We start from the raw sequence: 26,238 nt of genomic DNA, 5'->3' as shown, positions 1-26,238 counted from the left end.
GCCCACCCTGCTCCCCAGCCACTCCCTCCCCGACGTCGCCGCGCCGGCCGGGCACGTTCTCCGTCGAAGCGGCTGCCTTGACGTGCATGGCGAACGGACAAAAGATTGGCGCGATCACGTCACCCATGAGTGAGGTGGAAAGTTCTGTGTTCCGTTCCAAGTTCAAGGCCGCCGCGGTGGTCCTTGCCGTGCTGTCGGCGACGACTCCCCTGTGGGCGGTCGGGCCGGCTTCGGCGCGGAGCGCCGGGCCTCCGTGCGCCGGCTCCACCGCACCCCTGTCGGTCGAGGAGAGCAGGCTGAGCTGGGTCCTGCCCGACGACGCCGACCCCACGACTCCCGCCCCGGCGTCGTTCGCCCAGCAGATGATCGAGGGCGGCGGGTTGCAGGACTACGGCCCGGCGTTCACGCAGGCCCTGTGCCGTACGCCGAGCCTGGCGGCCGCGACGGCATTGGTGAAACGGGAGGGTCAGGACCTCTGGCAGGCAGCCGTGAAACGGGCCCAACGGCGCGGCCAGGTCACCGGCGACCTTCCTTACAGCGACGACCGGCCGCTCTACTGGACCCGCCTGCAGTCGACCGCCACGCTGCGCCGCTGGACACCGGACTTCTCGCTGTCCGACGCGCAACGCTCCACGCTCATCACGGCGTTCGACCGGGCCTCGCGGGGAATGTCCGACATCCGCTTTCCCAGCGGCAAGGGCGTCAAGCGCGTCATCATGAGCGGCTTCGACCCGTACACGCTGGACGGCGGCACCACCGGCAGCGCGGCGGGGACGGTCGGCAACAACATCCGCCATGGCAACCCGTCAGGTGCCACCGCACTCGCGCTCGATGGCACCACGTACAAGACCGAGGATGGCCAGACCGCCTACATCCAGGCGTACACGCTCCCGGTCAACTACACGGAATTCCAGGCGGGTTACCTGGAGGACACCGTCGGGCCGCTCATGCGTCCGGGTGCTCAGCGTGTCGACGCGTCGATCACGGTGAGCCAGGCCGGTGACTCGGTGTTCGACCTCGAGCAGTGGAACGGCCGCTATCACGGAGTCTCGCCGGGCAACGACCACAGCCAGCCCTGCCCGACGGTGAACGGCGCCCCGCAGCTGGCCGTCGACAACCACGGCTGCGACTCCGCGGTCGTCGACCGCTGGGGCGGGCCGAAGGAGTTCAGCCTGACCGATCCGCCGCAGTGGACCACCACGACGCTGCCGATCGCGCAGATGATCAAGGCGAACACCGGTGCCTCGATTCCCCGTCCGCCCGGCGACGAGTGGCCCGACCAGTCCGTGGCGTTCGGCGTGGTCTGGCACACCAACTACACCGAGTTCCCGGACTGCTCCTCGACCCAGCAGGTGACCCGCAACAACCCGCCGCCTACCGACTATCCGCCGACGACCACCCCGACGCCGCCGGACGCCGGCTCGTGCTCCTACAGCGGTGGCGGCGGCAACTACCTCTCCAACGAGAGCGCCTACCGCAACACCCTGCTCCGGGACCGCATGGGCCTGAAGATCCCGGCCGGCCACATCCACACACCGGACATGCAGCGCTTCGAGAGGCCGTTCGACGTGAGCGACACCACCTTCGACGCCTGGCGCCTCGCCATCGTCGCGCAGGCCGGCAACCTCATCCACGTGGTCGCCGACAGCTCCTGAGCGCTTGGCGCGAGCACGGCCAGAGGCACGTCGATCGTCGCGGCCGCCGTACCGGTTCCCTCCGGTGCGGCGGCCGTCGTCGTCGCAGAGGCGGTCCGCGGCCGAGGCGGCCGGTCCTTGATCGAGATGGCCCGTCCTTGTTCAAGACGGCCCGTCCATGGCCGAGACGGCCGCAGTCGGGGGTCGGGCTCGTGCACCGTGAGTGCGCTCGCACCGGGGGTACGCCGTCCGAGGCGCCATTCCTTGGATTTCGTGATGCGGAATTGCTTTTCCATAGACCGTTCAAGTGGTGGTCAACTCAGCGCAAATGGCCGGTATGGCGGTCGTGCCTCGCCCTAGCGTCACGCGTCACAGCCCGTGTTTTCGGCACGGGCGCATCTCACTAGGAGCGACAACGTGACCCTCACCACGCATCGCCGTTCCCTACTCCGCGCCGCCGTCGGCGGCACCGCGGCCATGGCGGCCCTGGCAACGGCATCCTCCGCATCAGCCGCCCTCCGCAGCCGGACGGCCGTCCCCGGGACGCCGGAACGCCCGACCACCCCGGCGGCCGCGCTGCGCACGTTGGCCGCCGGCAACGAGCGCTGGCTGACCCTGCACGAGACGCACCCGGACGAGGACCAGCAGGTGCGCACCTCCCTGCTCTCCAGCCAGCATCCCTTCGCGCTGATACTGGGCTGCATAGACTCCCGGGTGCCCCCGGAGCTGGTCTACGACCAGGGGCTCGGGGATCTCATGACCGTCCGCAGTGCCGGCGAGGTACTGGATGAGGCGGTCCTCGGCAGCGTCGCCTACGGCGTGCTCGAGCTCGACATTCCGCTGGTCGTGGTCCTCGGCCATGCCTCGTGCGGCGCGGTCACCGCGGCCGTGGAGGCCGACGAGACCGGAGAGCCGCTGCCCGCGCACATCTCGTACGTGGCTCGGAGGATCCGTCCCGCCATCGACCACCGGCTGCACGGTCAGGCCCGCATCGACGCGGCCATCTCCGCCAATGTGCGGCTGGTCAGAAGGCAACTGGTGTCCGAGCCCGAGCTGGCGGAGCGGCTGCGAACGGGCAAGCTCGACATCGTCGGGTCGCTCTACGAGCTGAAGACCCAGAAGGTGCACCGGGTCGGCTGAGCACGGGTAGGGGCGTCGAGGGACGCGCTCGTCACCATGCCGACTCGGCCTGTCGTGTCATGGGACGGCGCCGGTTCCTCGCCGCGTCCCCAGCCCCGGCACGCGTTTCGGGCAGCGAGTCCAGCGTGCCGGGGTCCTGCACACGGCGGCGGTGGGACCAGCGGTCGTCTCCGGCGTTCGAACGCGGTAGGCGGTCGAGGGCCCGGGGCGGTTCCCGGGTCAGCAGGGGTAGGGGCAGGGGCGGTGCAGGTGGTTACCTGCACGTCGTCGGCCACAGGGCCGTAGGCGTCGGTGGTGGTGCCGGCGTGATGTCGGACCTGCGAGGCTCCGCCGGCCGGCACGCGGGACGCCCTGGTGCGACTCCCCCGCGAACCGGCCCGGTGGCTGGTCAGTGGACCTTGTTCCCCTTGTGCAGCGCCTTCGCCAACCCGTTGGCCCACAGCTGGTCGACGCGGGCCCGCTCGGCGGCGTTCGGATACCGGTTGGTGCACGACGTGCCGGGCCCATGACCGGACATCAGCTCGCTGCACGGACCCTCGTAGTGGTCCGGCAGCCCGAGCACGTGACCGGTCTCGTGCGCCACGATCCGGACCTGGTCGTACTGCTGGCTCTGGGCGTAGTCGATGAAGATGAAGCCCCTGCCGTGACCGTCCGTGGACGCGTAGGAGCCACGCGGGTCGTTGCCCTCCCGGTAGGAGAAGTCCGAGCCACTGCCACCCGCGGCGAGCCGCACGTTGGACACCGAGCCGTTCCAGATCTGCACCGCGCTGGAAATCTGCGACCGGAACGTCGGCGCCCCGGACGCGTTGTAGGTGACGGTGACGGCCTTCAGGCTCGGGTTCTCGGCCCGCTTCTCGGCCACCGACTTGACCACGGCCTCGAAGAACGCCCTGGTGCCCGCGGCATCCTCCGCCGAGCCGGCGTACTGCGCATACGAGGGTGCGGTACCGGCGGCCGGCGCACCCGGCTGCGCGACGGCGGGACCGGCGGTCGAGAACCCCGCGGAGACGAGGCCGAGGCCGACCGCCAGGGCAGCAAGTCTCTTGGACAGCTTCTTGCGGGACATGGAGGGCTCCTACTCGTTCGGGGTGTGGGGGCGAAACGAACGGTCGTTAGCAGAAGTCTTATGGAGCCTACCTGTCCGGCGGGTGCTAGCACTTGGGGATAGCGTGATACTCGCACCTCGGAACTGGCCGATTTCCCGCCGAGTGTGATGTCCCGTTTGGTGTTGGGACGACGAACTGCGACGGCCTACAACACCGTCTGGGGGTTCCTGAATGCTCGACGGATATCCGCTCTCGGTGTGAACGCCGCTCCCGGAATGATTGGAGCACTCTGAGCGCCCGGAGCCCTTGATGATGTGGCGCCGCGCGTGTGGCCAGGTCCTCGCCCACCCTCATGCCGCCCTGTGCGGGGGCGGGGTGCCGATGAGGTGGCTGCTGTTGATGAGTCCGGCAGGGATCCCGACCAGTTCGTGGGTGTTCGCAAGAGAGGGAGTCTCGTCTTTCTCGGATCTCTTCCCGTCTGATCGGAGCACTCCGGGTGGGGGCCGGCTCACGAACCGGTGGGCCCCAGGTGTCGAGCCAGGTCCCATTCCAGATCCCCGCGGGTCTGGAACCCTCTGTCCATCAACTCGGTGATCCTGCGCTGCCCCTCGGGCGATCCGAGCAGGCCCTGGAAGGCCTCGGCCGACTCGACCATGTCCGCACCGCCCAGGATCCCGGAGCGCTGGTTGATGAGGCGTTTGGCCGCGGCGACGGCGGAGCGGTTGAAGGAGGCGATCCGGCCGGCCAGGTCGTCGACGAACGCGTCGAGCTGGTCGTCGGGGATGCTCCGGTTGATCCAGCCGTACCGTTCCGCGGTGTCCGCGTCGAAGTCCTGGCCACCGAGCACGATCTCCAGCGCCCGTGAGCGCCCCGTCACCTGCGGCAGCACTTCCAGGCAGCCGCCGCCCGGGACCACTCCGGCCCCGACTTCGAGCTGTGCGAGCACCGCCTTCTCACGGCTGGCGAACCGCATGTCGCACCAGAGCGCGAACTCGCTTCCGACGCCGCGCCCGACCGCGGATCGAGGCGATGGTGATGAAGGGGGCCTTGGTCATGCGGACGGCGATGTCAGCGATCACGGGAAGTCCGGTCGGCCCGGGTTCGGTGGGGAGTTCGGCGGCGCGTGCCACATCGAAGTGCGCGATGAAGTAGTCAGGGTCGGCGCTGTCGAAAACAATCACCTGGAGACGCTCGTCGCGCTCGGCACGGTCGACCAGGGCCCACAGGGACCGTGTCATTTCGGGATCGAGCAGTTGAGCGGCGGATTGTCGAATGTCGCGCGCCACAGTTCGGGAGACACGATATCGACCTTGAGCGGCTCTCGCGTCATCTCGAGGCCTTCCTGTGTGCGAGGGCATATGGCCGGCGTGCCATCCGGGACCTCGGCCCCTCCATCAGATCAGCCACCTTGAACGTTCCGGCGAGAAATGTACCAAAGTCGCCTAAAAATCCTGAAAGGACTGTCCGAGGTGCAGGGCCGTTCAGCAGGACTTGCCCGGGTTCATGGCGGCCCGGCCGCCCGAGGCTCGCTCACGTGCCGGTCAGACCAGGCCTCGGGCCGAGGCCTCGTAGCCGGCCTGGAAGCGGGTCTGGGCGCCCAGCCGGGCCAGGACGGCGGCGATGCGGCGGGTGGCCGTGCGGGTGCTCGTGCCCAGTTGGTGGGCGATGGCCTGGTCCTTCAGGCCGGCTTTCAGCATCGCGAGCAGTACGACCTCCTCGCGGCTGAAGCCTTCACCGCCCGGCGTGCCCGGGGACGGGGGGCCAAGGGGCTCGGCCCGTGCCCAGTAGGCCTCGTACAGCTCCATCAGGGCGTCCAGGAGGCCCGAGGGGTGGACCACGGCCAGGCTGTCGTGGACACCGCCGATGAGCGAGACCAGGGCGATGCGCTTGTCGATGATGTGCAGCTTGAACGGCAGGGTGGGCAGGATCCGGGAGTGCTCGCCCTCGGCGGCCAGTTCCAGCAGGGTCTCGAAGCGCCCGGGCCGCTCCATGGACGCGGGACAGTAGATGGAGCGGATCTCGATCCCACGGGCCAGCCAGGTGCGGGTGACGGCGCGTTCGTCGTCGTTGGTGTGGAGGGCTCCGTCCGACCGGCCGAGGTAGGGCGGCCTGTCCAGCACCCATATGTGGCTGCTCGCCGACCGGGTCAGCTCCTCCACGCGGGCCGTCACCCCGTCACGGCCCGAGAGCACCTCCACCAGGTTGCGCGGGTCGGCGCGCAGCTGGCCCGCCCGGTAGCTGTCGGCGATCTCGTCGACCTGTGCGCGGGCGGCGGTGAAGGTCGCCTCCGCCTCCAGGCGCCGTCTGCTCAGCAGTGGCAGCAGTGCCGTCTGCGGGTTCACGGCCTGATAGGTATCGGGGCGGGTGATGCGCAGCAGCCCGAGGTCACTCAAGCGGGCCAGGCAACCGTGCACCCGGCCGGGTGTCAGGTCGCTCAGCTCCGCGACCTGGCTCGCCGTCAGGTCGGTGCCGTCGAGGAACAAGCGGTAGATCCGCTCGTCCGACGGGGATATCCCGAGGGCTCTCAGCACGCCGTGCCCTCCGCATCGCCCATGCCCATGTGGTGCAGCCTTCCGTCGCACGCAGCCGGCACCGTCCACGCGCCAGGCGAGGGCCTGACGTGCGGTGGCGATCTGCGCCAGTTGACCAAGAACGCCATCACCGTATCTGGACAGCTTTTGGTGGAGGGATGTTCACTTTGCACGCCGCGACGAGGAGGCCGTGGCACCCGCCAGCAGCCCCTTCCCTCCCCCGCTGTTTCCCGTCTCCCCGTCATTCCCGGTTGTTTCCTGTCGTTTCTTGTCGTTTCCTTCCCGGCCCCTCGGCGTCCGCTGCCGCCTGCCCATCCCTCGGTGACTGGATCGCCCTCGGGGTGTGCGGGCGTCACCGAGCGGCCGAAGCGCGGGCCGGGCCGCGCCCACCCCCGAGGAGGACTGCGTGACCTCGACGTCACACAGCAGACCCACCGCAAGAGCCCGCAGCACCGCACAGGGCGTCAGACGGGCAGTCGTGGCGGCGGCAGCCGTCCTGCTCACCCTGGCGGCGGGCGTGCCGGCCCAGGCCGCCGGCCGGCCGGGCACCCCGGTACCGGTCTCCGGCCACCTCGCCACCGGTCGCTACGTCGTCAACCTGGCCGACGCCCCAGTGGCGACCTACAGAGGCGGCACCGACCGCATACCCGCCACCGCCCCCGCGCCCGGCGCGAAGCTGGACACCACCAGCACCGACGCGCACCGCTACCGCGACTACCTCGCCGGACGCCAGAACCAGGCCGCCGCATCGGTGGGAGCGAAGATCGCCAAGCGGTACTCCGTGGCGTCCGACGGCTTCACGGCCACGCTGACCGCGGCGCAGGTGGTGCGCCTGTCGGCCCGCAAGGACGTCCTCTCCGTCGTCCCCGACCGGTTCAACAAGGTCGCCGACGACACCCGCTCCACCGACTTCCTCGGCCTCTCCGGCGCACACGGCCTGTGGTCGGCCCTCGGCGGCACCGCGAAAGCCGGGCGCGGCGTGGTGATCGCCGACCTCGACACCGGTATCTGGCCCGAGAGCGCCTCGTTCGCCGCGCCCAAGCTGGGCACCCAGCCGCCCACCGCGAAGGACCCCTACCGGCCCTACCGCCGGGGTTCGTCCATCGTGATGCGCAAGGCCGACGGCGGCACGTTCACCGGAACCTGCCAGGCCGGCGAGCGGTTCACGGCCGATCTCTGCAACACGAAGATCATCGGTGCCCGGTACTACGGTGACACCTGGCTGTCGGTCTTCCCGCCGGAGAAGCGGGCGGACTACCTCTCCGCGCGCGACGGTGAGGGCCACGGCACGCACACCGCCTCCACGGCCGCGGGCGACGCCGACGTGGATGCCACCGTCAACGGCACCAACTTCGGCAAGGTCAGCGGTGTGGCGCCCGCGGCGAAGATCGCCGTCTACAAGGCCCTGTGGACCGACACCAGCGGCAATGCGGGCGGGTACGACTCCGACATCGTCGCCGCCATCGACCAGGCCGTCGCCGACGGCGTCGACGTCATCAACTACTCGGTCGGCTTCACCAGCGAGACCGCGCTCGACTCACCCGTCCAGCAGGCCTTCCAGGCCGCGGCCGCAGCCGGGATCTTCGTGTCCGCGGCGGCCGGCAACGCGGGCCCTGACGCCGGCAGTCTGGACAACACCGCTCCCTGGACCACCACGGTGGCGGCCAGCACCATCAAGCCCCTGGAAGCCACCGTGAAGCTCGGCGACGGGCGCGGCTTCGTCGGCGTCAGCACCAGCGTGGCGGCGCAGGTCGGCCCCAAGCCCCTGGTCCTCGCGGAGAACCTCAGGACGGCGGACGCGGACATCAGCGACGCGCAACTCTGCATGGACGGCACCCTCGACCCGGCCAAGACGGCGGGCACCATCGTGGTGTGCGACCGCGGGGTCAACGCCCGGGTGAGCAAGTCGCAGGAGGTGGCCCGCGCCGGTGGCGCCGGCATGGTCCTCGTGAACACCTCCGACCTCGACACCGACGCCGACACGCACGCCGTGCCGACCGTGCACCTCAACACCCCCGACGCGACCACCGTGCGCACCTACGCGGCCACCGAGGGCGCCACGGCCACCCTGGTGCCGGGCGGCTCGTCAGGTGAGCCCTACCCGCAGATCGCCGGCTTCTCCTCCCGGGGTCCCTCGACGCAGAATCAGGGCGACCTCATCAAGCCGGACATCGCGGCGCCCGGCGTCGGCATACTCGCCGCGATCGCGCCGCCCACGGCGAACCACCCCGGCTACCCGTTCGACTTCCTGTCCGGCACGTCGATGGCCGCCCCGCACATCTCCGGTCTGGCCGCGCTCTATCTCGGACTGCACCCCACGTGGTCGCCGATGGCCGTCAAGTCGGCCATGATGACGACGGCGGTGGACACCAAGACCGCCGCCGGCACCGCCAACACCGACGTGTTCGCGCAGGGCTCCGGCGAGGTCGACCCGGCCCGGATGCTCCAGCCGGGTCTCGTATACGACTCCTCCCGCACGGACTGGCTGGCCTACGAGGAGGGGCAGGGCATAGACACCGGTTCCGGTGTCAAAGCCGTCGATCCCAGCGATCTCAACTATCCCTCCATCGCGATCGGCCGCCTCCTGGGCACGCAGACGGTGACACGTACCCTCACCGCCGAGCAGCCCGGCACCTACAGCGCCTCCGTCGACCTGCCCGGCATCCGGGCGACGGTCGAACCGGCCACCCTGCACTTCACGCACGCCGGCCAGACGGCGAAGGTCCGCATCACCTTCGAGCAGACCACCGCGGCCTCCGGCAAACTCGTCACCGGGTCACTCACCTGGCAGGGCAGCGGCCACACCACGGTGCGCAGCGCCCTTGCGATCACCCCGCTGACGCTGCTCGCCCCTGACCGCGTGACGGGCAACGGTGCCGAGGGCAGCACGTCGTTCCAGGTGACCCCGGGCAACCTCGACCTCACGATCACGGGCTACGGCCCCGTCGCGGGTCCGAAACTCACCGCGGAACTCTCCGCCTCCGGCACCGCGGAACGTGACATCCGCATCACCGCTCCCGAGGGCACCAAGGCCGGCGAGTTCTTCACCACGACCGACAACCCCGACGCCAGGCTCACCATGCTCATGGCCCGGGACCCCGGCAACGGACAGCCGCTCGAACTCATCGGCGACATCAGCGACAACGCCCACCAGGCCCGAGTCAGCCTGCCCCAGCTGCCACCGGGTGACTACGTCGCCATCGTCGTCGACCTCGGTGACGCCACCGGAACCACGTCCACGCCGTTCACGTTCCAGTCGAACCTCGTGGGCACCGGCTCCACCCCCTCCGGGACCCTCACCATCTCGCCGACCCACCCGCCGAAGGCCCCGGGAATCCCCCTGACGGTCGACGCGTCGTGGACGGGCGTCGACACGAGCGGCCCCGCCACGGCCTACATCGGCTATCCGAACGGCGCCGGCATGCTCCTCACCATCAACTAGCCCGCGCCAAAACCCTGTTCACGCCTCCGGCGCACATCCACCTCCAGCGGACACCCACCGTGCCCGGTGGAGGGGGTATGTGCGCCGGCCGGCCGCCTTCCTCACGGATCATGGTCCCGACTACTTCCTGGCCGAGCCAGCAACCGAACAACCCCCGACAACGCGTCAGTCCGGCAAGCGACCTCGGTCAGCCCGCTCACGGCTCTTGCCGCTCTTCGGTGATCTCCGGGTTGCCGGCCAGGATCTCCTCGGTGACGAGCCACAGCCGGGGCAGGAACCGGGCGACCGCTTCGGCCCGGTCGAGCAGGTCGCGGGTACCGCTGATGCCGAGGTCGGCGAGTGCCGCATGAAAGGCCGGAGCGAGGGACTCATGCAGCCGGGGAGCGTCGGTGGCCAGGATGGTGTGGCAGCGAGCGAAGGTCGCGATGATCCAGAAGACCGCCTCCCGGTGGTCGCCGGCATCGATCAGGGCCTGGCTTCCGGCCACGGCAATGGGACGTGCGGCGGCGGTGATGTCGCTGCTGAAGAAGAACGGTGTCCTCGCCACCTGGGTGGTGGCGTCGAACGTCGCGGCCAGTTCGCGCAGATGATGCTGCACGCGTCGTGCGGGCAGGTGCCCACAGCCCAGGAGGTCGAGGAGCTCGGGGTAGAGGTCGAGATGGCCGTAGTCGGTCAGGACCTTGCGCGCGGCCGGATAGCGCAACCGGATCGTGGGATTGCGCAAGGCCGCGACGAGCAGCACGTGGCATGTCACACCAGTGGGAAACAGCCACCCCGTCACCTGTTCGTGAAACGGTGCCGACGTATCGAGCGCCGCCAAGCGGGTCTCGATCCGCTGGCGGGCATCCAGGCATCGGCGGCGAGCCCAGGGCCGAAGGGCGAACCGCGGTGCGATGTATGTCCGCAGCTCACCGAGACCGCCGGTCGGGTCGTCGATGACCGTGTCGGTGCGGAACGGTCCGGCCAGGTGATAGGAGGCGAGGACGTTCTCCACGGAGTCCACCTCGGCCCAGGGCTGGTAGGTGACCTCCAGCAGGACGCCCTCGTAGCGGAACTTCCCCGGTTTGACCGGCGGGGCATCCGAGGCCGTGACGACGACCACGTCGACATCGGAGGAGGGCGGCAGCTCGTCCTCCTCCGACAGCCCGACGGTTGAGCCGCTGAAGTACGCGCCCCGGTACGCCATCGCCGGCCGCGCCTCTTGCACGACCCAACGGACCGCAGCGGAACGTGCCTCTCCGACCTTCACAGGTACACCCCCGGATGACGAGAACAAGATCTCCATCGTCCCAGCCATCCGCCCGTTACCTGCGCCCGACGGCGCCGATCCCGGCTTCCGGGTGCGCATCCCGCCGTCGCCTCGATGGCCCCTGGGGCCCGGTGATCGGTTCCGTGCCGGCGCACGCCTGCTCTCGGCGCGTCGCTCACTCCGGCTTGCGCAGCAGGAAGACGTGGTAGCCGACGTGGTCGCGGATGAACTCGCGCAGTTGGGGCATGACGGCGTCCATCTCCGCCGTCGCCTCGGGTCCGTAGCGGGCCAGGATCCGCTCGTGGTGGTCGTGGTAGAGCAGATCCATGATGTCGCCGGTGACCCCCATGCTCCGGCTGTGGTTCTCCAGGCCCTCCAGCTCGAAACCTGCCTGCTCCGTCCACTCCAGGACAGTGGCAGGTGTCTCGGGCGGCAGCGACGTCCACACCGCGCGCCAGACCGCGAGCTGCTCGGCACTCGGCTCGCCGCGCCGCGTGAACTCCGTGACCAGCAGCCGTCCGCCGGGACGCAGCACGCGCCAGGCGCCGCGGAACGCGGCCGGCTGGTCGGACATGTGGGCGAACGAGTCGATGGCCCAGGCCGCGTCGTACGCCCCGTCGGCATGCTCCGCGCCCAGATCCATCGCGTCGCCCAGGGCGAAGGACACCCGCTGCGCGAGACCCGCCTCCCGGGCTCTCTGAGCGCAGAGGGCGATCTGTGAACCGCTCACGGTGATCCCGCTCGCCCGTGCGCCGCTCGCACGGCCGAGCCGGACCGCGGGCCCGCCGGTACCGCAGCCGATGTCGAGCAGGTGATCCTCCGGGCCGAGGCCCAGAGCACCGATGTAGTGGTCGGTCTGGCGGTCCATCGCAAGGTTGGCCAGATCACGGAGAGTCGAGGTCGAAGTGCGCGCCCCCGGAGGCACCCACATGCCGACGTGGATGGCCGAGTCACCGAGAATCAAGCCATAGAGGTCGCCGAACAGGTCGTACGACTTGCCGACTTCCTCGGGTGTGGGGGCGGTCTGTGAAGGGACGGTCTGTGCGCTTACAGGGAATTCGTCCGCTACCATGCGATTACGGTAGCGTCGTACCCCGCCTCCGAGGAGAGCGAGAAACGGCCACCCTCAGCGCTCACTTGAACCGGGTTCACACGCGGCGGCGCCCGAGAGCGATCTCCGTCCAGGACGCCCTGCCCCGCGTCGAACCGATGCCTTGTCAGCGGCTCACGGATCCTTTCGCCCGTCCTTCGATGGCCGACCATCCCGCCATGGGGTCATGGATCGACAGCATTCCTGACACCACAATCACTCGATCCGATGATCACCCGATCGGGTAACAAGACGTCATATCAGCAGCAGTACCTACGTAAAGTACCTCTTGAAGGGCGTCCACGCCTCAAGTCGAACGCAGGCCGGACCGGGCGCCCTTCACCCATCGCCGCGACCACGTCGACCGCCTCGGCGCCGAACTCCTCCACCCGGCTCGCCCCCCCGACTCGCAAGGCACGGAAGCCCGATGAGCCGCCGGGAACCGAGCGCACCGCCCCGCCCGAGCCCCGTCAACCCACCTCCTCGCGCCGGTACTCCCACCGCCGCACGGGGTCCACGTGGTCCCACCGCCGCGGGTCGTCCTCCAGCGCCGACCGGTCCCAGTGCCCTCGTTCCGCGGCCGCCTCGTAGGTGGACTGCAGGAACCCCATGAGCGCGCCGTCGGGATCGCTCGCGGTGCGGACCGCCTCGTACGGCAGCAGGAACTGCCCGTTCTCCCTGCTGTAGAAGGCCTCGGACGGGGTGACGGGGCTCTCGGCGAAGCCCTCGGGCTCCGGGTAGGCGTAGGCGTAGAAGGCTCCCTCGTCGCCCCCGCCGGGCCAGAAGCCGCAGCTGCTCAGTTCCTGCGAGTAGCCCTCCACCATCACCCACTCCCCGCAGTGGGGCGCGCCGCCGGGGTGGCGCGGGGCGGAGCGGCCTGAGAAGCGGCTGCAGGCCAGGTCCATGGCGCCCCAGAAGAAGTGCACGGGACTGACCTTGCCGACGAAACGGGAGCGGAAATGCCCCATGACACGGTTGGCGTCCACGAGCTGGCGCCAGAACAGCTGGGCGGCCTCGGGATCGTAGGAGGCGTGCCGGTCGTCCTCCGCGAAGGGAATCGCCGGCTCCACCTCGTTCGGCCGGGCCCGGATGGGTGTCTCGATGCCAAGCTCGTCGAGGGCGTGCATCGTCTGCCGGTAGAACCTGGCCACCGTCTTGGACTCCAGGGGGATCTCACGGGCCGCACCGTCGCTGCTGCGGATGCGCAGCCGGTGGTCGACGAAGTCGAACTCGACGTCGAAGGCTCCGCCGCGGTGGGGGATGGCGGAGGTGGTCAGTCCCCGGGGACTGACGTACAGGGTGACCTGCCACCAGTGGTTGACCAGGGGTGCGTGGGCCAGCCGGATCTTGCCGACGATCTGCGTCCACATGTGCAGGGTGTCCCGTGTGGCGGTCCAGTCCGCTACGCGGAGCCGGGGCCACGGTTGACTCGTGGACATGGTCTGGGATGTCACCGGTCTGCCTCCTGAGCCGACGTCGTCGCTGCTCCGGCCCCGGGGAGGGGCCCCGGCCAGTGTCGCGTGACAGAGGCCCGGCATCGTCGCCTCGCCGCCCCGCCCCCGTGCCGGACCTGCTCTGGCCCCTCCAGCAGGCTCGCCCCTGCCCACCACCGCGGCAACTCGGGCCCTTCGTTTCCCGTGCGCCGGCCATCCCATCACCCGAATGGCCCATCAGGACTCGACACCTCAGCCCCAGCCCCGGCATCGACCGGCGACCGGCGACCGGCGACCGGGGACCGGCGACCGGCGACCGGCGACAGCGGGAGATCCACTCCCCCGCCGCCCACCCCTCCACCTCTGACAGTAATTTACTAATAAAAACGGGCCGATGGATTGACCAGCCCAAGAGCCCCTGCATACGGTCACCCTGCTTCCCCGAGGCGAGGGTCCCTGACGGGCCGCTCGCGCCGGCGCGCCGCCGCACGACGGCTACCGCGCCGTGCTGGCACCCGGCTCCCGCACCCCCGAGCCGCCACCACGGTGGACCGGCCCGGCGCCACGCGCCGTGCACCGCGAACCCGGTGGAGCACCCTCACGCCGTCAGGTAGCCATCCGGGAGAGTGTGCTGTGGCGCAGATCGTGAACGACCGGCAGGCGGGCCCGGGTGGTGCGGCTCCGGGCCGAAGACGAGGGCGCTCCGCCCCGCCGGCCGTCCACCACCGGGGTGACGCGCGGCTGGCCTGGCTGCTCATCACTCCCGCGGTCGCCGGATTCCTGGTGTTCTTCGCCTACCCGGCCGCACGCGGCGTGTACTACAGCTTCACGTCGTTCCACATCCTCGTCCCCGCGCGCTGGGTCGGCCTCGCCAACTGGGACGAGCTGCTCCACGACGGCGTGTTCTGGCACTCGTTGGGCGTCACCGTCTACTTCGTCGCACTGTCCGTGGTCTTCGGCGTGCTGCTGTCGCTGCTCACGGCCGTCGTCATGCACCGGCTGACGCGGTCGACCGTCGTGCGCGGCCTGATCCTGCTTCCGTTCCTGATCTCCGGAGTCGTCACCGCGCTGGTGTGGCAGTGGATGCTCGATCCCCAACTCGGCATCGTCAGCCAGGTCATCGAGAAGGTCACCGGGCTGCATCCGCTGTTCTTCGGTGACGGCGCCTGGGCCGTGCCGTCGCTGGCGGCCGTCAGCGTGTGGAAGTCCCTCGGGTACAACGCGGTTCTGATCTTCGCCGGGCTCGGCACGATACCCCCCACCGTCTACGAGGCCGGCCGCCTGGACGGCGCGAGTGAGATGCAGATGTTCCGCAGGCTGACCGTGCCGCTGCTCCGGCCGATCCTGGTCATGGTCGTGGTGCTGACCGTCGTCGGATCGTTCCAGGTCTTCGACATCGTGCAGGTCACCACGCAGGGCGGGCCCGCGAACGCGTCGCTGGTGCTGCAGATGTACATCTACCGCAAGGGCTTCGGCGAGCTGGACTTCGGCTACGCCTCGACGATGTCGCTCGCGCTCTTCGTGCTGCTCGTCGCCGTCACCTACGCCCAGATGCGGCTGGCGCGCGCCGGCGAGTCCGACCTCAGTTGAGGAGCCCGTCCATGACCTCCGCCACCACACCCCTGCCGCGCCCCGCCGCGATAGCCGGCCGCCGGCGGCGCCCCGCCCCGGGCCGCGTGCTCGCCTGGGCGTACCTCGTCGTCGTGCTCGCCGTCACCGTCTTCCCGTTCTACTGGATCCTGCGCACCGCCCTGTCCAACAACCTCCAACTGCCGAGCAGCCCCTCGTCGCTGCTGCCGGTCGACTTCACCTGGGGCGCCTTCGAACGCGCCCTGGGGCTGGCCTCGCGGGCGCAGGCCCAGGCGCAGGGCGGCTCCGGCGCCTCCCTGGACACTCCGCTGTACCTGCGGAACTCGATCATCTACGCGACCGTCCAGACGGTGCTGGTGGTCTCCTGCTCGGCCGCCGCCGCGTACGCCTTCGCGCGGCTGCGCTGGAGGGGTCGCGACGCCGTCTTCAACGTGCTGCTGAGCGCGCTGATGGTGCCGACCATCCTCACGCTGCTGCCGAACTTCGTCTTCATCCGCGACGTCCACCAGCTGAACGGGTTCACCGGCCTGATCCTGCCCGGCGCCTTCTTCTCCGCGTTCAACGTCTTCTTCCTGCGGCAGTTCATGCTCGGGCTGAGCCGCGAGACGGAAGAGGCCGCGATCATGGACGGCGCCGGCCGGCTGCGGATCTTCTTCAGGATCACGCTGCCGATGTCGGCGGCGCCGATCGCGACGCTGTCGCTGCTGACGTTCATCAACACCTGGAACGAGTACTTCTGGCCGCTGCTCGTCAGCAACAACGACCACGCCCGGCCCCTCACGCTGGCCCTCGGCGTGTTCAAGCAGTCCTCCCCGCAGGCCGCGCCCGACTGGGCCGGCCTGATGGCGGCGACGCTGATCGCGGCGCTGCCGATGCTGGCCCTCTTCATGGCGTTCGGCCGGCGCATCGTCGATTCCATCGGTTTCACCGGCATCAAATAGCGGGCCACCGGGCGCCCCCGGCGCGGCCATCCGGCCCGGCCGATCCCGCCGTCCGGCACCGGTCGCGCCCGGATCCCGCCCCCATCGCTCGACCCACTGAGAAGGGACGACCATGACGACACGGCTCCGCCGCCGGCTGGCCGCCGCAGCAGCAGCCTTCGCCTGTACGGCGGTGGCGAGCGGCTGCGGTGCCGGCGCCGGCTCGGGCGGCGGCACCACCGTCAACTGGTGGACCTGGGACGACAAGCAGGCCGTGGCGTACCAGGAGTGCGCGGACGCCTTCGAGAAGCAGCACCCGGGTGTCACGGTGAAGATCACGCAGTACGACTCCACGGACTACTTCACCAAGCTGCTCTCCGGCTTCGTCGCCGACACGGCACCGGACGCGTTCATGAACAGCGTCCAGTACCTCCAGCAGTACGCGTCCCTGAAGCAGCTCATGCCGCTCGACCCGTTGATCAGGAAGTCCGGGTTCGACATGAGCAGGTTCTCCGTCGGCGTGAACGACTGGAAGTACAGCGACGGGCAGCAGTACGGGCTGCCGATGGACTGGGCGTCCGCGGCCATGTACTACAACGAGGACATGCTCAGGAAGGCGGGTTACACACCCGCCGACGTCGAGCACCTCACCTGGAACCCGAAGGACGGCGGCACCTTCGAGAAGCTGGTCGCCCACCTCACCGTCGACCGGCGCGGGGTCCGCGGCGATCAGGCCGGCTTCGACAAGCGGCACGTCGCCGTGTACGGGATCGGCGCCATGGGGCCGCTCGGGCAGGACTTCAACGGGCTCACCACCTGGCGTCCGTTCGCGTCGTCGCTGGGGTGGCGGATCGGCAACACCGGGAACTGGCCGACCGAGTTCACGTACGACGATCCGCGCTTCGTGGCGACCATGAACTACTTCCGGCGGCTGACCGACAAGGGGTTCGCGCCCACCGCGGGCCAGTTCACCTCCGCGGGGAACGCGCCGAGCGGGTCGCAGCTCCTCGGCTCCCGGAAGATCGCGGTCTACGAGGGCGGTTCCTGGGAGGCGGGGACCCTCCTGAAGCTGCCGGGCACCAAGGTCGGGGTCGGGCCGCTCGTGCAGGGTCCCACCGGCCGGCGCGCGGAGGTCAGCAACGCCAACGGCAACACCATCTGGTCCGGTACCAGACACCCCGAGCTCACCTGGGAGTGGGTCTCCTACATGGGATCCGCCGCGTGCCAGACCCCGGCGTCCCGCACCGGCACCTTCCTGCCGTCCATCCCGTCCGCGGTGAACTCTTCGGTACGGGCGATGGCCGGGCAGGGCGTCGACCTGTCGGTCTTCCAGGCCCAGGAACAGGGCGGGCAGCTCCTCCCGAACATCCCCTACGCCAACGGAACCGCCCTGCAGGGCAGCCTTCTCCCGCTGCTCCAGCAGTTCTTCGCGCACGACCGGGACGACGACGTCTTCCCCCAGATGGCGAAGGAGAGCCGGAAACTCCTCACGGCACAGCAGTAGCGCGCGCCGGCGGCCTGCGGCAGCACACGACGCCACCGCCACGACGCCCCCGGCGGCACGAGCGCCACCCCGCCGCACGACGGACACCATGAGCACCACCCCGACCACACACGGACAGGTATGAGCACGCAGAACCACACCGGACCCATAAAGCACGCCGTCCCGCTCGCCGGCGGGAAGCACGTCGTCCCGCTCGCCGACGGATGGACGCTGCGCCACGGAGCAGAGGCCCTGCCGGCGCAGGTCCCCGGATGCGTCCACACCGACCTGCTGGCCGCGGACCGGATACCGGACCCGTTCATCGGGCAGAACGAGCTGCTGGTGGAGTGGGTCGCGCGGTCCGACTGGCAGTACGACCTGGCCGTGCCGGCCCAGGAGAGCCCGCACGAGCGCACCGACCTGGTCTTCGACGGGCTCGACACGGTCGCCGAGATCCGCCTCGGCGACCGCCTGATCGGCCGGACGGAGAACATGCACCGCGGGTACCGGTTCGACGTGACCGGGCGCCTGGACGCCGGCGCCGCGCTCTGCGTGCGCTTCACCTCCGCCCACTCCGCGGCCGAGGCCGCGCGCGAACGGCTCGGTGCCCGGCTGGAGGCGTATCCGAAGCCGCCGTCCGTGCTGCGGAAGATGGCCTGCTCGTTCGGCTGGGACTGGGGCCCGTCCCTGCCCACCGCCGGCATCTGGCGCCCGGTGCGCCTGGAGCACTGGTCGACCGCCCGGCTGGCACGGGTGCGGCCCCTCGTCACGGTGGACGGGTCGGCGGGCCGCGTGGAGGTGCGGCTCGACGTGGAGCGGACCTCCTCGGCCACCGGGGCGCCGCTGAGGGCTCTTGTGCAGGTCGGCGGAGAGCACACCGCGGAGGTCGCCTTCGACGGTGACACGGCGGTGGCGGTGGTCGACGTGCCCTCGGTGGACCTGTGGTGGCCGCGCGGGTACGGCGAGCAGCCGCTGTACGACTGCGGGGTCACGCTCCTCGACGACCGCGGGGTCGCGCTCGACACCTGGTCCCGGCGGATCGGCTTCCGCACGGCCCTGCTGGACACCTCCGCCGACGAGCACGGCACCGCGTTCACGTTCGCCGTCAACGGCGAGCGCGTCTTCGCCCGCGGCGTCAACTGGATCCCCGACGACGTCTTCCCGTCCCGTCTCACCCCGGAGCGCTACCGCGACCGGCTCACGCAGGCCGCTCGGGCCGGGGTGGACCTGGTGCGGGTGTGGGGCGGCGGCATCTACGAGAGCGACGACTTCTACGACGTCTGCGACGAGCTCGGCCTGATGGTGTGGCAGGACTTCCTCTTCGCCTGTGCGCCCTATCCCGAGCAGCAGCCGCTGCGCTCCGAGGTGGAGGCCGAGGCGCGCGAGAACGTCGCCCGTCTCATGCCGCATCCGAGCCTGGTGCTGTGGTGCGGCAACAACGAGAACCTGTGGGTCTACCGCCTCTGGGACTGGGAGGAGCAACTCGCCGGCGACACCTGGGGAGAGGGCTACTACCTGGCCCTGCTCCCCCGCGTCGTCGCCGAGACCGACCCGACCCGCCCCTACTGGGCCGGCAGCCCGTGGTCCGGCTCCTGGGACCACGAGCCCGACGACCCGGCGCACGGCTGCACCCACCTGTGGGAGGTGTGGAACCAGACCGACTACACCGACTACCTGGACAGCGCCCCGAGGTTCGTGGCGGAGTTCGGCTGGCAGGCCCCGCCCGCGTACGCGACGCTGCGCCGTGCCCTGCCCGGTGAGGAGCCGGCTTCCGACTCGCCGGGGATGCTGCACCACCAGAAGGCGGAGGACGGCAACGGCAAGCTGGAGCGCGGCCTCGCCCGCCACTTCGAGGTGCCCCACGACGACTTCGACCGCTGGCACTACCTCATGCAGGTGAACCAGGTCCGTGCGGTGGCCACCGGCGTGGAGCACTGGCGCTCCCACTGGCCGACGTGTGCCGGAGCCGTCGTCTGGCAGCTCAACGACTGCTGGCCGGTGACCTCGTGGGCCGCCGTCGACGGCGACGGCCGGCTCAAGCCGCTCTGGCACGAGCTGCGCCGGCTGTACGCGGACCGGTTGCTGACGGTGCAGGTACGCGAGGGGCGCCCGGTGGTGTGCGCCGTCAACCAGTCCGGGCGGGACTGGGAGCCGCGGGTGCGCCTGCGGCGCCTCTCCGCGGACGGGGCGCTGATCGCCGACGAGGAGCTGACGGTGCCGGCCGCGGCCCGCACCGTCGGCGTGGCGCCGCTCCCCGCGGCCACCGTCCCGGACGCCGCGTCAGGCGCCGAGTACCTGGTGGCCGACGCCGAAGGGCTGCGCGCCGTCCACTTCCCCGTACGGGACCTGGCGTTCGCCTACCCGGAGCCCCGCTACGACGTCGAGCTGGTGGAGGCCGACGCGACGTACGCGGAGGACACGGCGGAGGGCGCTGCCGTCGTGGTCGTGCGGGCGCACACCCTGCTGCGGGACCTGCTGCTCCAGGCCGACCGGCTGGCGCCCACGGCCGCGGCCGATCGCGGCGTGCTGACCCTGCTGCCCGGCGAGAGCGCCGTGATCAGGGTGACGGGCTGGCCGGCGCCGGATGCCGAGGCGGTGCGGGCGGCGCTGTTCACGGTGGGCGAGGCGGCGGAGCCTGCCTCTCGGGGCTGAGCATGGCGCCGGGGCCCCGGAGCGTCGTGCGGGCCGGGGCCCGGCGCCGCGGGGTCCCGGAACCCGGTGGCCGTCACCCGTCGCCCGGGGGCAGCGGGCGCACGGTGAGCCGGTGGTTCCCGTCGCGGGGCGGGCGGAGCGCGGTGAGGACCAGCCTGTGCAGCGCCGGCCCCCAGACCCGCGTGAACACCGGGTCGTCCAGGGCGACGGCCTCGGCGCTGGCGCTGAAGGCGGTGGCGTCCCAGGCGACGCCGACGCCCCGGCCGCGGGCGGGAGTGACCGTCGCCGAGCCGGTGCCGTCGAGGGTGAGGTCGCCGCTCACGAGGAGGTGAAGTGCGAGGGACGACGGCGTGCCCTCGCTGGACCAGGCGTCGTCGACGGTCACGTGCTCGTCCGGGCCGCGCACCAGCCGGAGCGTCCTGGTCCAGGAACGCAGGCGGGCCTCGTCCGGATAGGCCCCGGCGATGTCGAGGGTGAGCTCGTCGGCTCCGGCGCCGGTGCGTGCCGCCACCTCGGCGGCCCGGAACGGTGGTCCGGCGGCCTGCGCCACGCCGTTCACGACGGGCAGGTTGTGGTAGGGGCTGGTCATCGACCAGATGGTGTACCGGTCGCGGTTGAAGGTCTCCTTGCGGTAGGTGCCGACGCCGGCGTCGACGATCAGCGGCCGGGCGTCGAGCGCCACGATGAAGGAGCCGACGTCGTTGTGGTTGTGGCTCTCGTCGTTGGTGCCTCCCTTGGCGGCCAGCAGCAGGCCCTTGCGGGAGCCGCCCGCGGCCCGGGAGACGAGGACCTGGGTGTCGGGCAGCCAGGTGCCCGCGGGCAGCGGGAAGCCGGTCCGCGGCGCGGTGCGCCACTCGGGGTCGAAGAGGGCGTCGAGGACCCGGCGGAGGTCGAACGGGGCTCCCTCGCCGGGCAGGACGGCGTCGTCGTCACCGCGCAGGGCTCGGGCGTGGGCGCTCACGTCGGGCTGTCCGGTGCGCCGGCCGTAGCGGTGCAGCACCGCGGGGGTGGTCTCCCTCAGCCGGGCGGGGCCGTCCGCGAAGTTCACGACCCAGCCGTCGCCGATCCCCATGGCCAGCGGGTAGCGCGCCATGGCACGGATCAGCGGATGGCCGAACACGCCCGCGTCGGTGCCGAGCATCGAGGTGAGGGTCTCCAGGCACTCGAAGAGGCTGGCGCCGGCCCGCCACCAGTAGTGCGGGCCCTCGTCGCACCCGCCGTCCGCCGGCTGTGCGGCGAGGTAGTTGTCCAGGCCCTCGATGATGCGGCCCACCAGCGCGAGGCGGCGTTCCGGGGACTTAACGGTGAGCGCGGTGCCGAGCAGCAGGTCCGAGTGGATCCAGGGGTTCCAGTTGTTCAGTTTGGCGGTGCTGCCGTCGAACCAGCCCCATTCGGCGCGTTCCATGTAGGGGCGCAGGACGCGGTCGGAGACCTCGTGGCGCAGCCGGCGGCGGACCATCGGGTCGAGCCGGTCGAGTGCGTCTCCGGTGATCGCGTCGGTGAGCGCGAGCAGGCCGCAGGTGCCCGCTGCTCCCAGGTCCAGGGTGGGCCGTTCGGGGTCCGGGAGCAGGGTGCCCGGCTCGCCGAGCACGCGGAAGTCGTGGGCCGGCCAGCACCAGGTGGTCTCCTCGCAGAGCGCCCAGACGCCGTCCATCACTTCTTCGAGGAACGGCTCCGCGCCGTCGCCGGCCACCGCGGCGGCGAGCACGGCCCTCGCGAGCCGGGCGCGGCGGGCGGCCACCGGGCTCTGGTGGGCGGAGCGGTCGCCGTCGCGCGCGAACCGGGCGAACAGGCCGGCCGGAAGGGCGGGCCAGGGCTCGCCGAGCGGGGCCGCCGCGGCGCCAAGGACCCGCTCGCGCACCCCGTCCGCCGGCCGCCAGGCGTCCCGGTCCCCGGCCGGCGGCACGGGGGTCCACTTCCCGATCGCCGGCATGCGGGCCGCCACGAGCTCGGGCGGGAAGAAGCCGGCCAGCCGGCCGCCGGATGCGGAGCCGGGATGGTCGGGTGCGGGAGCCTGGGACGGCTGCATCTGTCCTCCCTGATGCGGGGTCGGATCGTGGGCTCCGGGGACGGGCGGGCATAGCAGGCGGCCAACTGTAAATGTATTTAATGGCCAACAAGTGGGTGCCGGACGCCGCTGCGGGGCGTCGCCCAGCCGTCGCCGCCACGCCGGCCACACTCCGGAAGAACGCGCTTTCCACATACTCTCCGGCCAGAGGGCCGTTCGCAATGGATCGCGCGAACGCGTTTACGTGCCAGAAGCATTGACGTATCGCAATCCATTGGATTTACATGACCCCCGCCGGGCCGCTTGCGGCCGGAGACGCCCGTGTCTCTGCGAAAGGGCTTTCACGATGACGACGCTCGACCATCCGGTCCCCCGACCGGACACAGCGGGCCCGCCCGAGGGCGGCGGCCGCCGGCGTGCCCGGAAGGCGAAACGCGGTCGCAGGGACAAGGCGCTGTTCTGGTTCGCGCTGCCCGGCACCGTGGTGGTGCTGCTCTTCCACTACGTGCCGCTGCTGGGCAACGTCATCGCGTTCCAGGACTACCAGCCGTTCGTCGGCATCATGCACAGCCGCTGGAGCGGGTTCGACAACTTCCGGATCCTGTTCGACGGCGACCCCGCGTTCCTCCACGCGCTGGTCAACACCCTGGAGCTGACGCTCATCCAGGTGGTGTTCGTCTTCCCCGCCCCGATCCTGCTGGCGCTGGCGCTGAACAGCCTGGTCAGCGAGCGGATCAAGCGGAGCATCCAGAACATCCTCTACCTGCCGCACTTCCTGTCCTGGGTGGTGGTGGTCGCCGTCTTCCAGCAGATGCTCGGCAACGGCGGACTGCTCAACGTCTTCCTCCAGGCACACCAGCTGGGCGAGTGGAGCATCATCGGCAACCCGGACCTGTTCAAGCAGGTGCTGACCTCCCAGGTCATCTGGAAGGACACCGGCTGGGGCACGATCCTGTTCCTCGCCGCGCTCTCCCGCGTCGACACCGACCTCTACGAGGCCGCGGCCGTGGACGGCGCGAGCCGCCTGCGGCAGACCTGGCACGTCACGCTGCCGGCCCTGCGGGGCCTGGTGGTCCTGCTGCTCATCCTCCGCCTCGGCGACGCGCTGAGCGTCGGCTTCGAGCAGATCGTGCTCCAGCAGACCGGGCTCGACAAGAGCACCACCGAGGTGCTCGACACCTACGTGTACAACAACGGCCTCGTCGCCGGTCAGTGGGGCGTCAGCGCGGCCGTCGGCCTGGTGAAGGGCCTGGTCGGCGTGGCGCTGGTGCTCGGCGCCAACAAGGTCGCCCATCTCTTCGGCGAGGAAGGTGTCTACCGCGCATGACCACCCTGTCCCCCGCGCACCCGGTGCGCCGAAAGCCCCGGCGCGCGTACAGCTCGATACCCGGCGAGACGCCGGGATCGGCGCCCTGGCGTGCGCTGAAGTCCCTGATCCTGCTGGCGTGCGTGCTGCTGGTGGCCATCCCGTTCCTGGCGGTGCTCGCGACCTCGCTCGCCGGCGCGGCGCAGATCAACGAGACGGGCGGGTACGTGCTGTGGCCGGACCACCCCACGTTCGAAGCCTACCGGGCCATCCTCGGCGGCGGCCTGGTCTCGCGGGCCATGCTGGTCAGCGTCGGCATCACCGTCGTCGGCACCGCGCTCAGCCTGGCCGCGTCGATCTCCCTCGCCTACGGCCTCAGCAGGCCGGGGAGCTGGGGGCACCGGCCGGTCCTGCTGCTGCTCGTCCTTTCGCTGCTGTTCGTGCCCGGTGTGATCCCGAGCTATCTGCTGGTCAAGGAGCTCGGCCTGATCGACAGCTACTGGTCGCTGATCCTGCCCACCATGATCAACGCCTTCAACGTGATCGTGCTGCGGTCGTTCTTCACGAGCCTGCCCGCCGAACTGATCGACGCGGCGCGCATCGACGGCGCCGGCGAGTGGCGGATCCTGACGCGGGTGGTGCTGCCGCTGTCGAAGGCGTCCGTCGCGGTGATCGGACTGTTCTACGCGGTGTCGTACTGGAACGCGTTCTTCAACGCGATGGTCTACATCAACGACTCCGCCAAGTGGCCGATGCAGCTCGTGCTGCGCACCTACGTCGTCAACAACGCCGCGATCAGCCAGGGCCAGACCGCCGACCCGGGGGCCGTCCTCCCGCCGACGGTCTCCCTCCAGGCTGCCATCCTCGTCCTGTCCATCCTCCCGATCGTCGTCATCTACCCCTTCCTCCAGCGGCACATGGGCAAGGGCGTGATGATCGGCGCGGTCAAGGGCTGATCCGCGTCCGGCGGAAGAGTAAGGAGTGCTGGTCCATGGGTGCGTACCTCACCCGCAGAAACCTGCTCGGCGCGGGGCTCGGGGCAGCAGCCGCGGCAGGCCTCGCCTCGTGCGGCGACGGGGGGCCCGCGGTGCCCCTCGCCGACAACAAGGACGTGCGGCTGCCCGACCACGTCCCGTACAGGGGCGTCCACGCCGACCTGCCCGCCACCGACGCGGGCGTGCTCGCCGGGTACTACCACTACCCCCGGGATCCGGTGCCGGCGTCCCCCGGCGGCCCGCCCGCCGAGGGCCCGCCGATCCGGATCATGACGCTGACGTTCCTGCCGGTGCCGCCGCCGGCCGCGAAGAACCCGCTCTGGCGGGGGCTCAACGAGAGCGTGGGCACGGAGCTCGACTACGAGATCGTGCCCGTCGCGGACTACCCCACCAAGTTCTCGCTGACGGTCGCCGGCGGGCAGCTGCCCGACGCCATGCTCGTCCTGCCCACGGCCCCCGAGCAGCCGCCGATGCTCCACGCGCTCTGCGAGGACCTGTCCCCGTACCTGTCAGGCGGCGCGGTGCGCGAGTACCCGTACCTCGCCAACATCCCGCCCGCCTCCTGGCGCACCACCGTCTACGCGGGCGGGCTGTACGGGCTGCCGATGCCGCGGCTCAACAGCGGCTCCGCGATGTTCTACCGGGCCGACATCCTCCGGCAGAAGGGCCTCGACCCGCATCCGGCCGACTTCCGGGAGTTCCTGAAGCTGTGCAAGGACCTCTCCGATCCGCGGCACGCCAGGTACGCCAACGGCGATCCGGTCGTGACCCTGTACTTCGTCCTGGAGATGCTGCACGGCGCCAACCTCTGGCGTGAGCGGGGCGGTCGGTTCACCTGGTGGATGGAGGAGAGCGACATCATGCACCGGGCCCTGGACGCCATGCGCCAGCTGGTCAGGGCCGAGACGGTGCACCCCGACGGCTTCACGACCCAGGGAAAGTTCAAGGACTGGTTCGGCAACGGCCAGATCGCCATCAACTACGACGGCCAGACCGGCTGGAACGGCTACCTGACGCAGTACGGTGCCACCAGCCCTAAGTTCGACGTCGACGCGATGGTCGCGCCGGGCTTCGACGGCGGGCCCGGCAGCCACTGGTCCGGCCTCTCCAACTACGCGATCCTGGCCGTCAAGAAGGCACCCAAGGAGCGGATCGAGCAGATACTCCGCGCGTTCAACCTGCTGGCCTCGCCGTTCGGCACTGACCACTACCTGCTGCGCAAGTTCGGTGTGCGGGGCCACGACTTCGCCTACAAGGGCTCCGACCCGATCCCGACTCCCTCCGGCACCCTCGACTCCGGCCTGCCGACCGCGTTCACCACCGACGCCCCGCAGAGCCTCTACTACCCCCAGGATCCCGGCGTCGTGCGCCGGCAGCACGACTTCCAGAAACGGGCCGTCGCCGTGCTGGTGCCGAACGCCGCCGAGGGCCTCTACTCGGAGACGGACGTCACGCTGGGCGGCACGGCGAAGGACAACCTCATCGAGGGGCCGCTGAAGGGCTACATGCGGGGCAACACGGACTGGGGCGAGTTCCAGGACGCGGTGCGCAACTGGCGGAGGACCGTCGGCGACAAGATGCGTGCCGAGTACGAGAAGTACTGGGAGAGCCTGCACGCGTGAACGCCGGGAGCGCCCGGGCGGTTCGGCGCGTGCAGGTGCCGGTCGCGCCCGGGCTCGCCGCGCCGGTCCGCCGTTCAGGGGCACTTGAGTGCAGGTA

General features: G+C 70.6%; 18 protein-coding genes. 10 read left to right on the top strand and 8 right to left on the bottom strand.

Annotated elements, in window-relative coordinates; genetic code table 11:
- Positions 1–125: 125 nt before the first annotated feature.
- Positions 126–1,655 (top strand): hypothetical protein, encoded by a 1,530-nt coding sequence (locus Sm713_RS39885; RefSeq protein ID WP_212914802.1) that lies wholly within the window; start codon positions 126–128, stop codon positions 1,653–1,655.
- A gap of 456 nt (positions 1,656–2,111) precedes the next feature.
- Positions 2,112–2,774: a carbonic anhydrase gene (locus Sm713_RS39880; protein ID WP_212915152.1), complete on the top strand. Its 663-nt coding sequence runs from the start codon at positions 2,112–2,114 to the stop codon at positions 2,772–2,774.
- 388 nt (positions 2,775–3,162) lie between these two features.
- On the opposite strand, the gene snpA is transcribed toward Sm713_RS39880, so the two are convergent.
- The 4 genes from snpA to Sm713_RS39860 form a co-directional block, all read right to left on the bottom strand.
- Positions 3,163–3,840: a snapalysin gene (gene snpA, locus Sm713_RS39875; protein WP_212914801.1), complete on the bottom strand. Its 678-nt coding sequence runs from the start codon at positions 3,838–3,840 to the stop codon at positions 3,163–3,165.
- 488 nt (positions 3,841–4,328) lie between these two features.
- Positions 4,329–4,793, bottom strand: a complete 465-nt coding sequence (locus tag Sm713_RS39870; RefSeq protein WP_212914800.1) for an enoyl-CoA hydratase/isomerase family protein — start codon at positions 4,791–4,793, stop codon at positions 4,329–4,331.
- Positions 4,774–5,106 carry a hypothetical protein gene (locus tag Sm713_RS39865; protein WP_212914799.1) on the bottom strand — a complete coding sequence of 111 codons (333 nt, stop codon included), beginning with the start codon at positions 5,104–5,106 and terminating at the stop codon, positions 4,774–4,776. The genes Sm713_RS39870 and Sm713_RS39865 overlap by 20 nt, the downstream gene beginning before the upstream one ends.
- Positions 5,107–5,361: 255 nt before the next feature.
- A complete protein-coding gene (locus tag Sm713_RS39860; protein WP_212914798.1) occupies positions 5,362–6,351 on the bottom strand; it encodes a transcriptional regulator in 990 nt (329 codons plus the stop codon).
- A gap of 406 nt (positions 6,352–6,757) precedes the next feature.
- On the opposite strand from Sm713_RS39860, the gene Sm713_RS39855 reads away from it, so the two are divergent.
- Positions 6,758–9,793 (top strand): S8 family serine peptidase, encoded by a 3,036-nt coding sequence (locus Sm713_RS39855; RefSeq protein ID WP_212914797.1) that lies wholly within the window; start codon positions 6,758–6,760, stop codon positions 9,791–9,793.
- A 196-nt stretch (positions 9,794–9,989) separates the two neighbouring features.
- Here Sm713_RS39855 and Sm713_RS39850 read toward each other — a convergent pair whose 3' ends face one another.
- From Sm713_RS39850 to Sm713_RS39840, 3 genes are all read right to left on the bottom strand, one after another.
- A complete protein-coding gene (locus Sm713_RS39850; RefSeq protein WP_212914796.1) occupies positions 9,990–11,042 on the bottom strand; it encodes a hypothetical protein in 1,053 nt (350 codons plus the stop codon).
- 175 nt (positions 11,043–11,217) lie between these two features.
- Entirely contained in the window at positions 11,218–12,114 is an 897-nt protein-coding gene (locus tag Sm713_RS39845) for a cyclopropane-fatty-acyl-phospholipid synthase family protein (RefSeq protein ID WP_212914795.1), read from the bottom strand.
- Between the two features lie 488 nt (positions 12,115–12,602).
- Entirely contained in the window at positions 12,603–13,571 is a 969-nt protein-coding gene (locus Sm713_RS39840) for a DUF5996 family protein (RefSeq protein ID WP_212914794.1), read from the bottom strand.
- A 627-nt stretch (positions 13,572–14,198) separates the two neighbouring features.
- Here Sm713_RS39840 and Sm713_RS39835 point away from each other — a divergent pair.
- The 4 genes from Sm713_RS39835 to Sm713_RS39820 all read left to right on the top strand — a co-directional run bounded on the left by Sm713_RS39835 (position 14,199) and on the right by Sm713_RS39820 (position 20,210).
- Positions 14,199–15,155: a carbohydrate ABC transporter permease gene (locus Sm713_RS39835; protein ID WP_212914793.1), complete on the top strand. Its 957-nt coding sequence runs from the start codon at positions 14,199–14,201 to the stop codon at positions 15,153–15,155.
- Between the two features lie 11 nt (positions 15,156–15,166).
- Positions 15,167–16,096: a carbohydrate ABC transporter permease gene (locus tag Sm713_RS39830; protein WP_212914792.1), complete on the top strand. Its 930-nt coding sequence runs from the start codon at positions 15,167–15,169 to the stop codon at positions 16,094–16,096.
- 112 nt (positions 16,097–16,208) lie between these two features.
- A complete protein-coding gene (locus Sm713_RS39825; RefSeq protein WP_212914791.1) occupies positions 16,209–17,579 on the top strand; it encodes a sugar ABC transporter substrate-binding protein in 1,371 nt (456 codons plus the stop codon).
- A 120-nt stretch (positions 17,580–17,699) separates the two neighbouring features.
- Positions 17,700–20,210 carry a glycoside hydrolase family 2 protein gene (locus Sm713_RS39820; RefSeq protein ID WP_212914790.1) on the top strand — a complete coding sequence of 837 codons (2,511 nt, stop codon included), beginning with the start codon at positions 17,700–17,702 and terminating at the stop codon, positions 20,208–20,210.
- Between the two features lie 73 nt (positions 20,211–20,283).
- On the opposite strand, the gene Sm713_RS39815 is transcribed toward Sm713_RS39820, so the two are convergent.
- Complete coding sequence (locus tag Sm713_RS39815; RefSeq protein ID WP_212914789.1) at positions 20,284–22,239, bottom strand: heparinase II/III family protein; 1,956 nt, start codon at positions 22,237–22,239, stop codon at positions 20,284–20,286.
- Positions 22,240–22,564: 325 nt separating this feature from the next.
- On the opposite strand from Sm713_RS39815, the gene Sm713_RS39810 reads away from it, so the two are divergent.
- Genes Sm713_RS39810 through Sm713_RS39800 form a run of 3 tightly spaced genes read left to right on the top strand, consistent with a single transcriptional unit; the run spans position 22,565 to position 26,141 of the window.
- Positions 22,565–23,545 (top strand): sugar ABC transporter permease, encoded by a 981-nt coding sequence (locus tag Sm713_RS39810; RefSeq protein WP_212914788.1) that lies wholly within the window; start codon positions 22,565–22,567, stop codon positions 23,543–23,545.
- A complete protein-coding gene (locus Sm713_RS39805) occupies positions 23,542–24,480 on the top strand; it encodes a carbohydrate ABC transporter permease (RefSeq protein ID WP_212914787.1) in 939 nt (312 codons plus the stop codon). The genes Sm713_RS39810 and Sm713_RS39805 overlap by 4 nt, the downstream gene beginning before the upstream one ends.
- Before the next feature lie 35 nt (positions 24,481–24,515).
- Positions 24,516–26,141, top strand: a complete 1,626-nt coding sequence (locus Sm713_RS39800; protein ID WP_212914786.1) for an ABC transporter substrate-binding protein — start codon at positions 24,516–24,518, stop codon at positions 26,139–26,141.
- Positions 26,142–26,238 lie beyond the last annotated feature (97 nt).

The sequence above is a fragment of the Streptomyces sp. TS71-3 genome (assembly GCF_018327685.1).
Lineage (GTDB): Bacteria > Actinomycetota > Actinomycetes > Streptomycetales > Streptomycetaceae > Streptomyces.
The sequence above is the reverse complement of the archived record's forward strand: the minus strand, read 5'-3'. Positions and strand labels throughout refer to the sequence as shown.

What these genes read in the sequence shown, in the direction of transcription:
- Sm713_RS39880 (WP_212915152.1), top strand. Translation starts at nt 2,112, where the DNA reads ATGGCGGCCCTGGCAACGGCATCCTCCGCATCAGCCGCCCTCCGCAGC.
- Sm713_RS39870 (WP_212914800.1), bottom strand. Translation starts at nt 4,793, where the DNA reads ATGCGGTTCGCCAGCCGTGAGAAGGCGGTGCTCGCACAGCTCGAAGTC.
- Sm713_RS39800 (WP_212914786.1), top strand. Translation starts at nt 24,516, where the DNA reads ATGGGTGCGTACCTCACCCGCAGAAACCTGCTCGGCGCGGGGCTCGGG.
- snpA (WP_212914801.1), bottom strand. Translation starts at nt 3,840, where the DNA reads ATGTCCCGCAAGAAGCTGTCCAAGAGACTTGCTGCCCTGGCGGTCGGC.
- Sm713_RS39805 (WP_212914787.1), top strand. Translation starts at nt 23,542, where the DNA reads ATGACCACCCTGTCCCCCGCGCACCCGGTGCGCCGAAAGCCCCGGCGC.
- Sm713_RS39885 (WP_212914802.1), top strand. Translation starts at nt 126, where the DNA reads ATGAGTGAGGTGGAAAGTTCTGTGTTCCGTTCCAAGTTCAAGGCCGCC.
- Sm713_RS39845 (WP_212914795.1), bottom strand. Translation starts at nt 12,114, where the DNA reads ATGGTAGCGGACGAATTCCCTGTAAGCGCACAGACCGTCCCTTCACAG.
- Sm713_RS39840 (WP_212914794.1), bottom strand. Translation starts at nt 13,571, where the DNA reads ATGTCCACGAGTCAACCGTGGCCCCGGCTCCGCGTAGCGGACTGGACC.
- Sm713_RS39825 (WP_212914791.1), top strand. Translation starts at nt 16,209, where the DNA reads ATGACGACACGGCTCCGCCGCCGGCTGGCCGCCGCAGCAGCAGCCTTC.
- Sm713_RS39810 (WP_212914788.1), top strand. Translation starts at nt 22,565, where the DNA reads ATGACGACGCTCGACCATCCGGTCCCCCGACCGGACACAGCGGGCCCG.
- Sm713_RS39830 (WP_212914792.1), top strand. Translation starts at nt 15,167, where the DNA reads ATGACCTCCGCCACCACACCCCTGCCGCGCCCCGCCGCGATAGCCGGC.
- Sm713_RS39815 (WP_212914789.1), bottom strand. Translation starts at nt 22,239, where the DNA reads ATGCAGCCGTCCCAGGCTCCCGCACCCGACCATCCCGGCTCCGCATCC.
- Sm713_RS39820 (WP_212914790.1), top strand. Translation starts at nt 17,700, where the DNA reads ATGAGCACGCAGAACCACACCGGACCCATAAAGCACGCCGTCCCGCTC.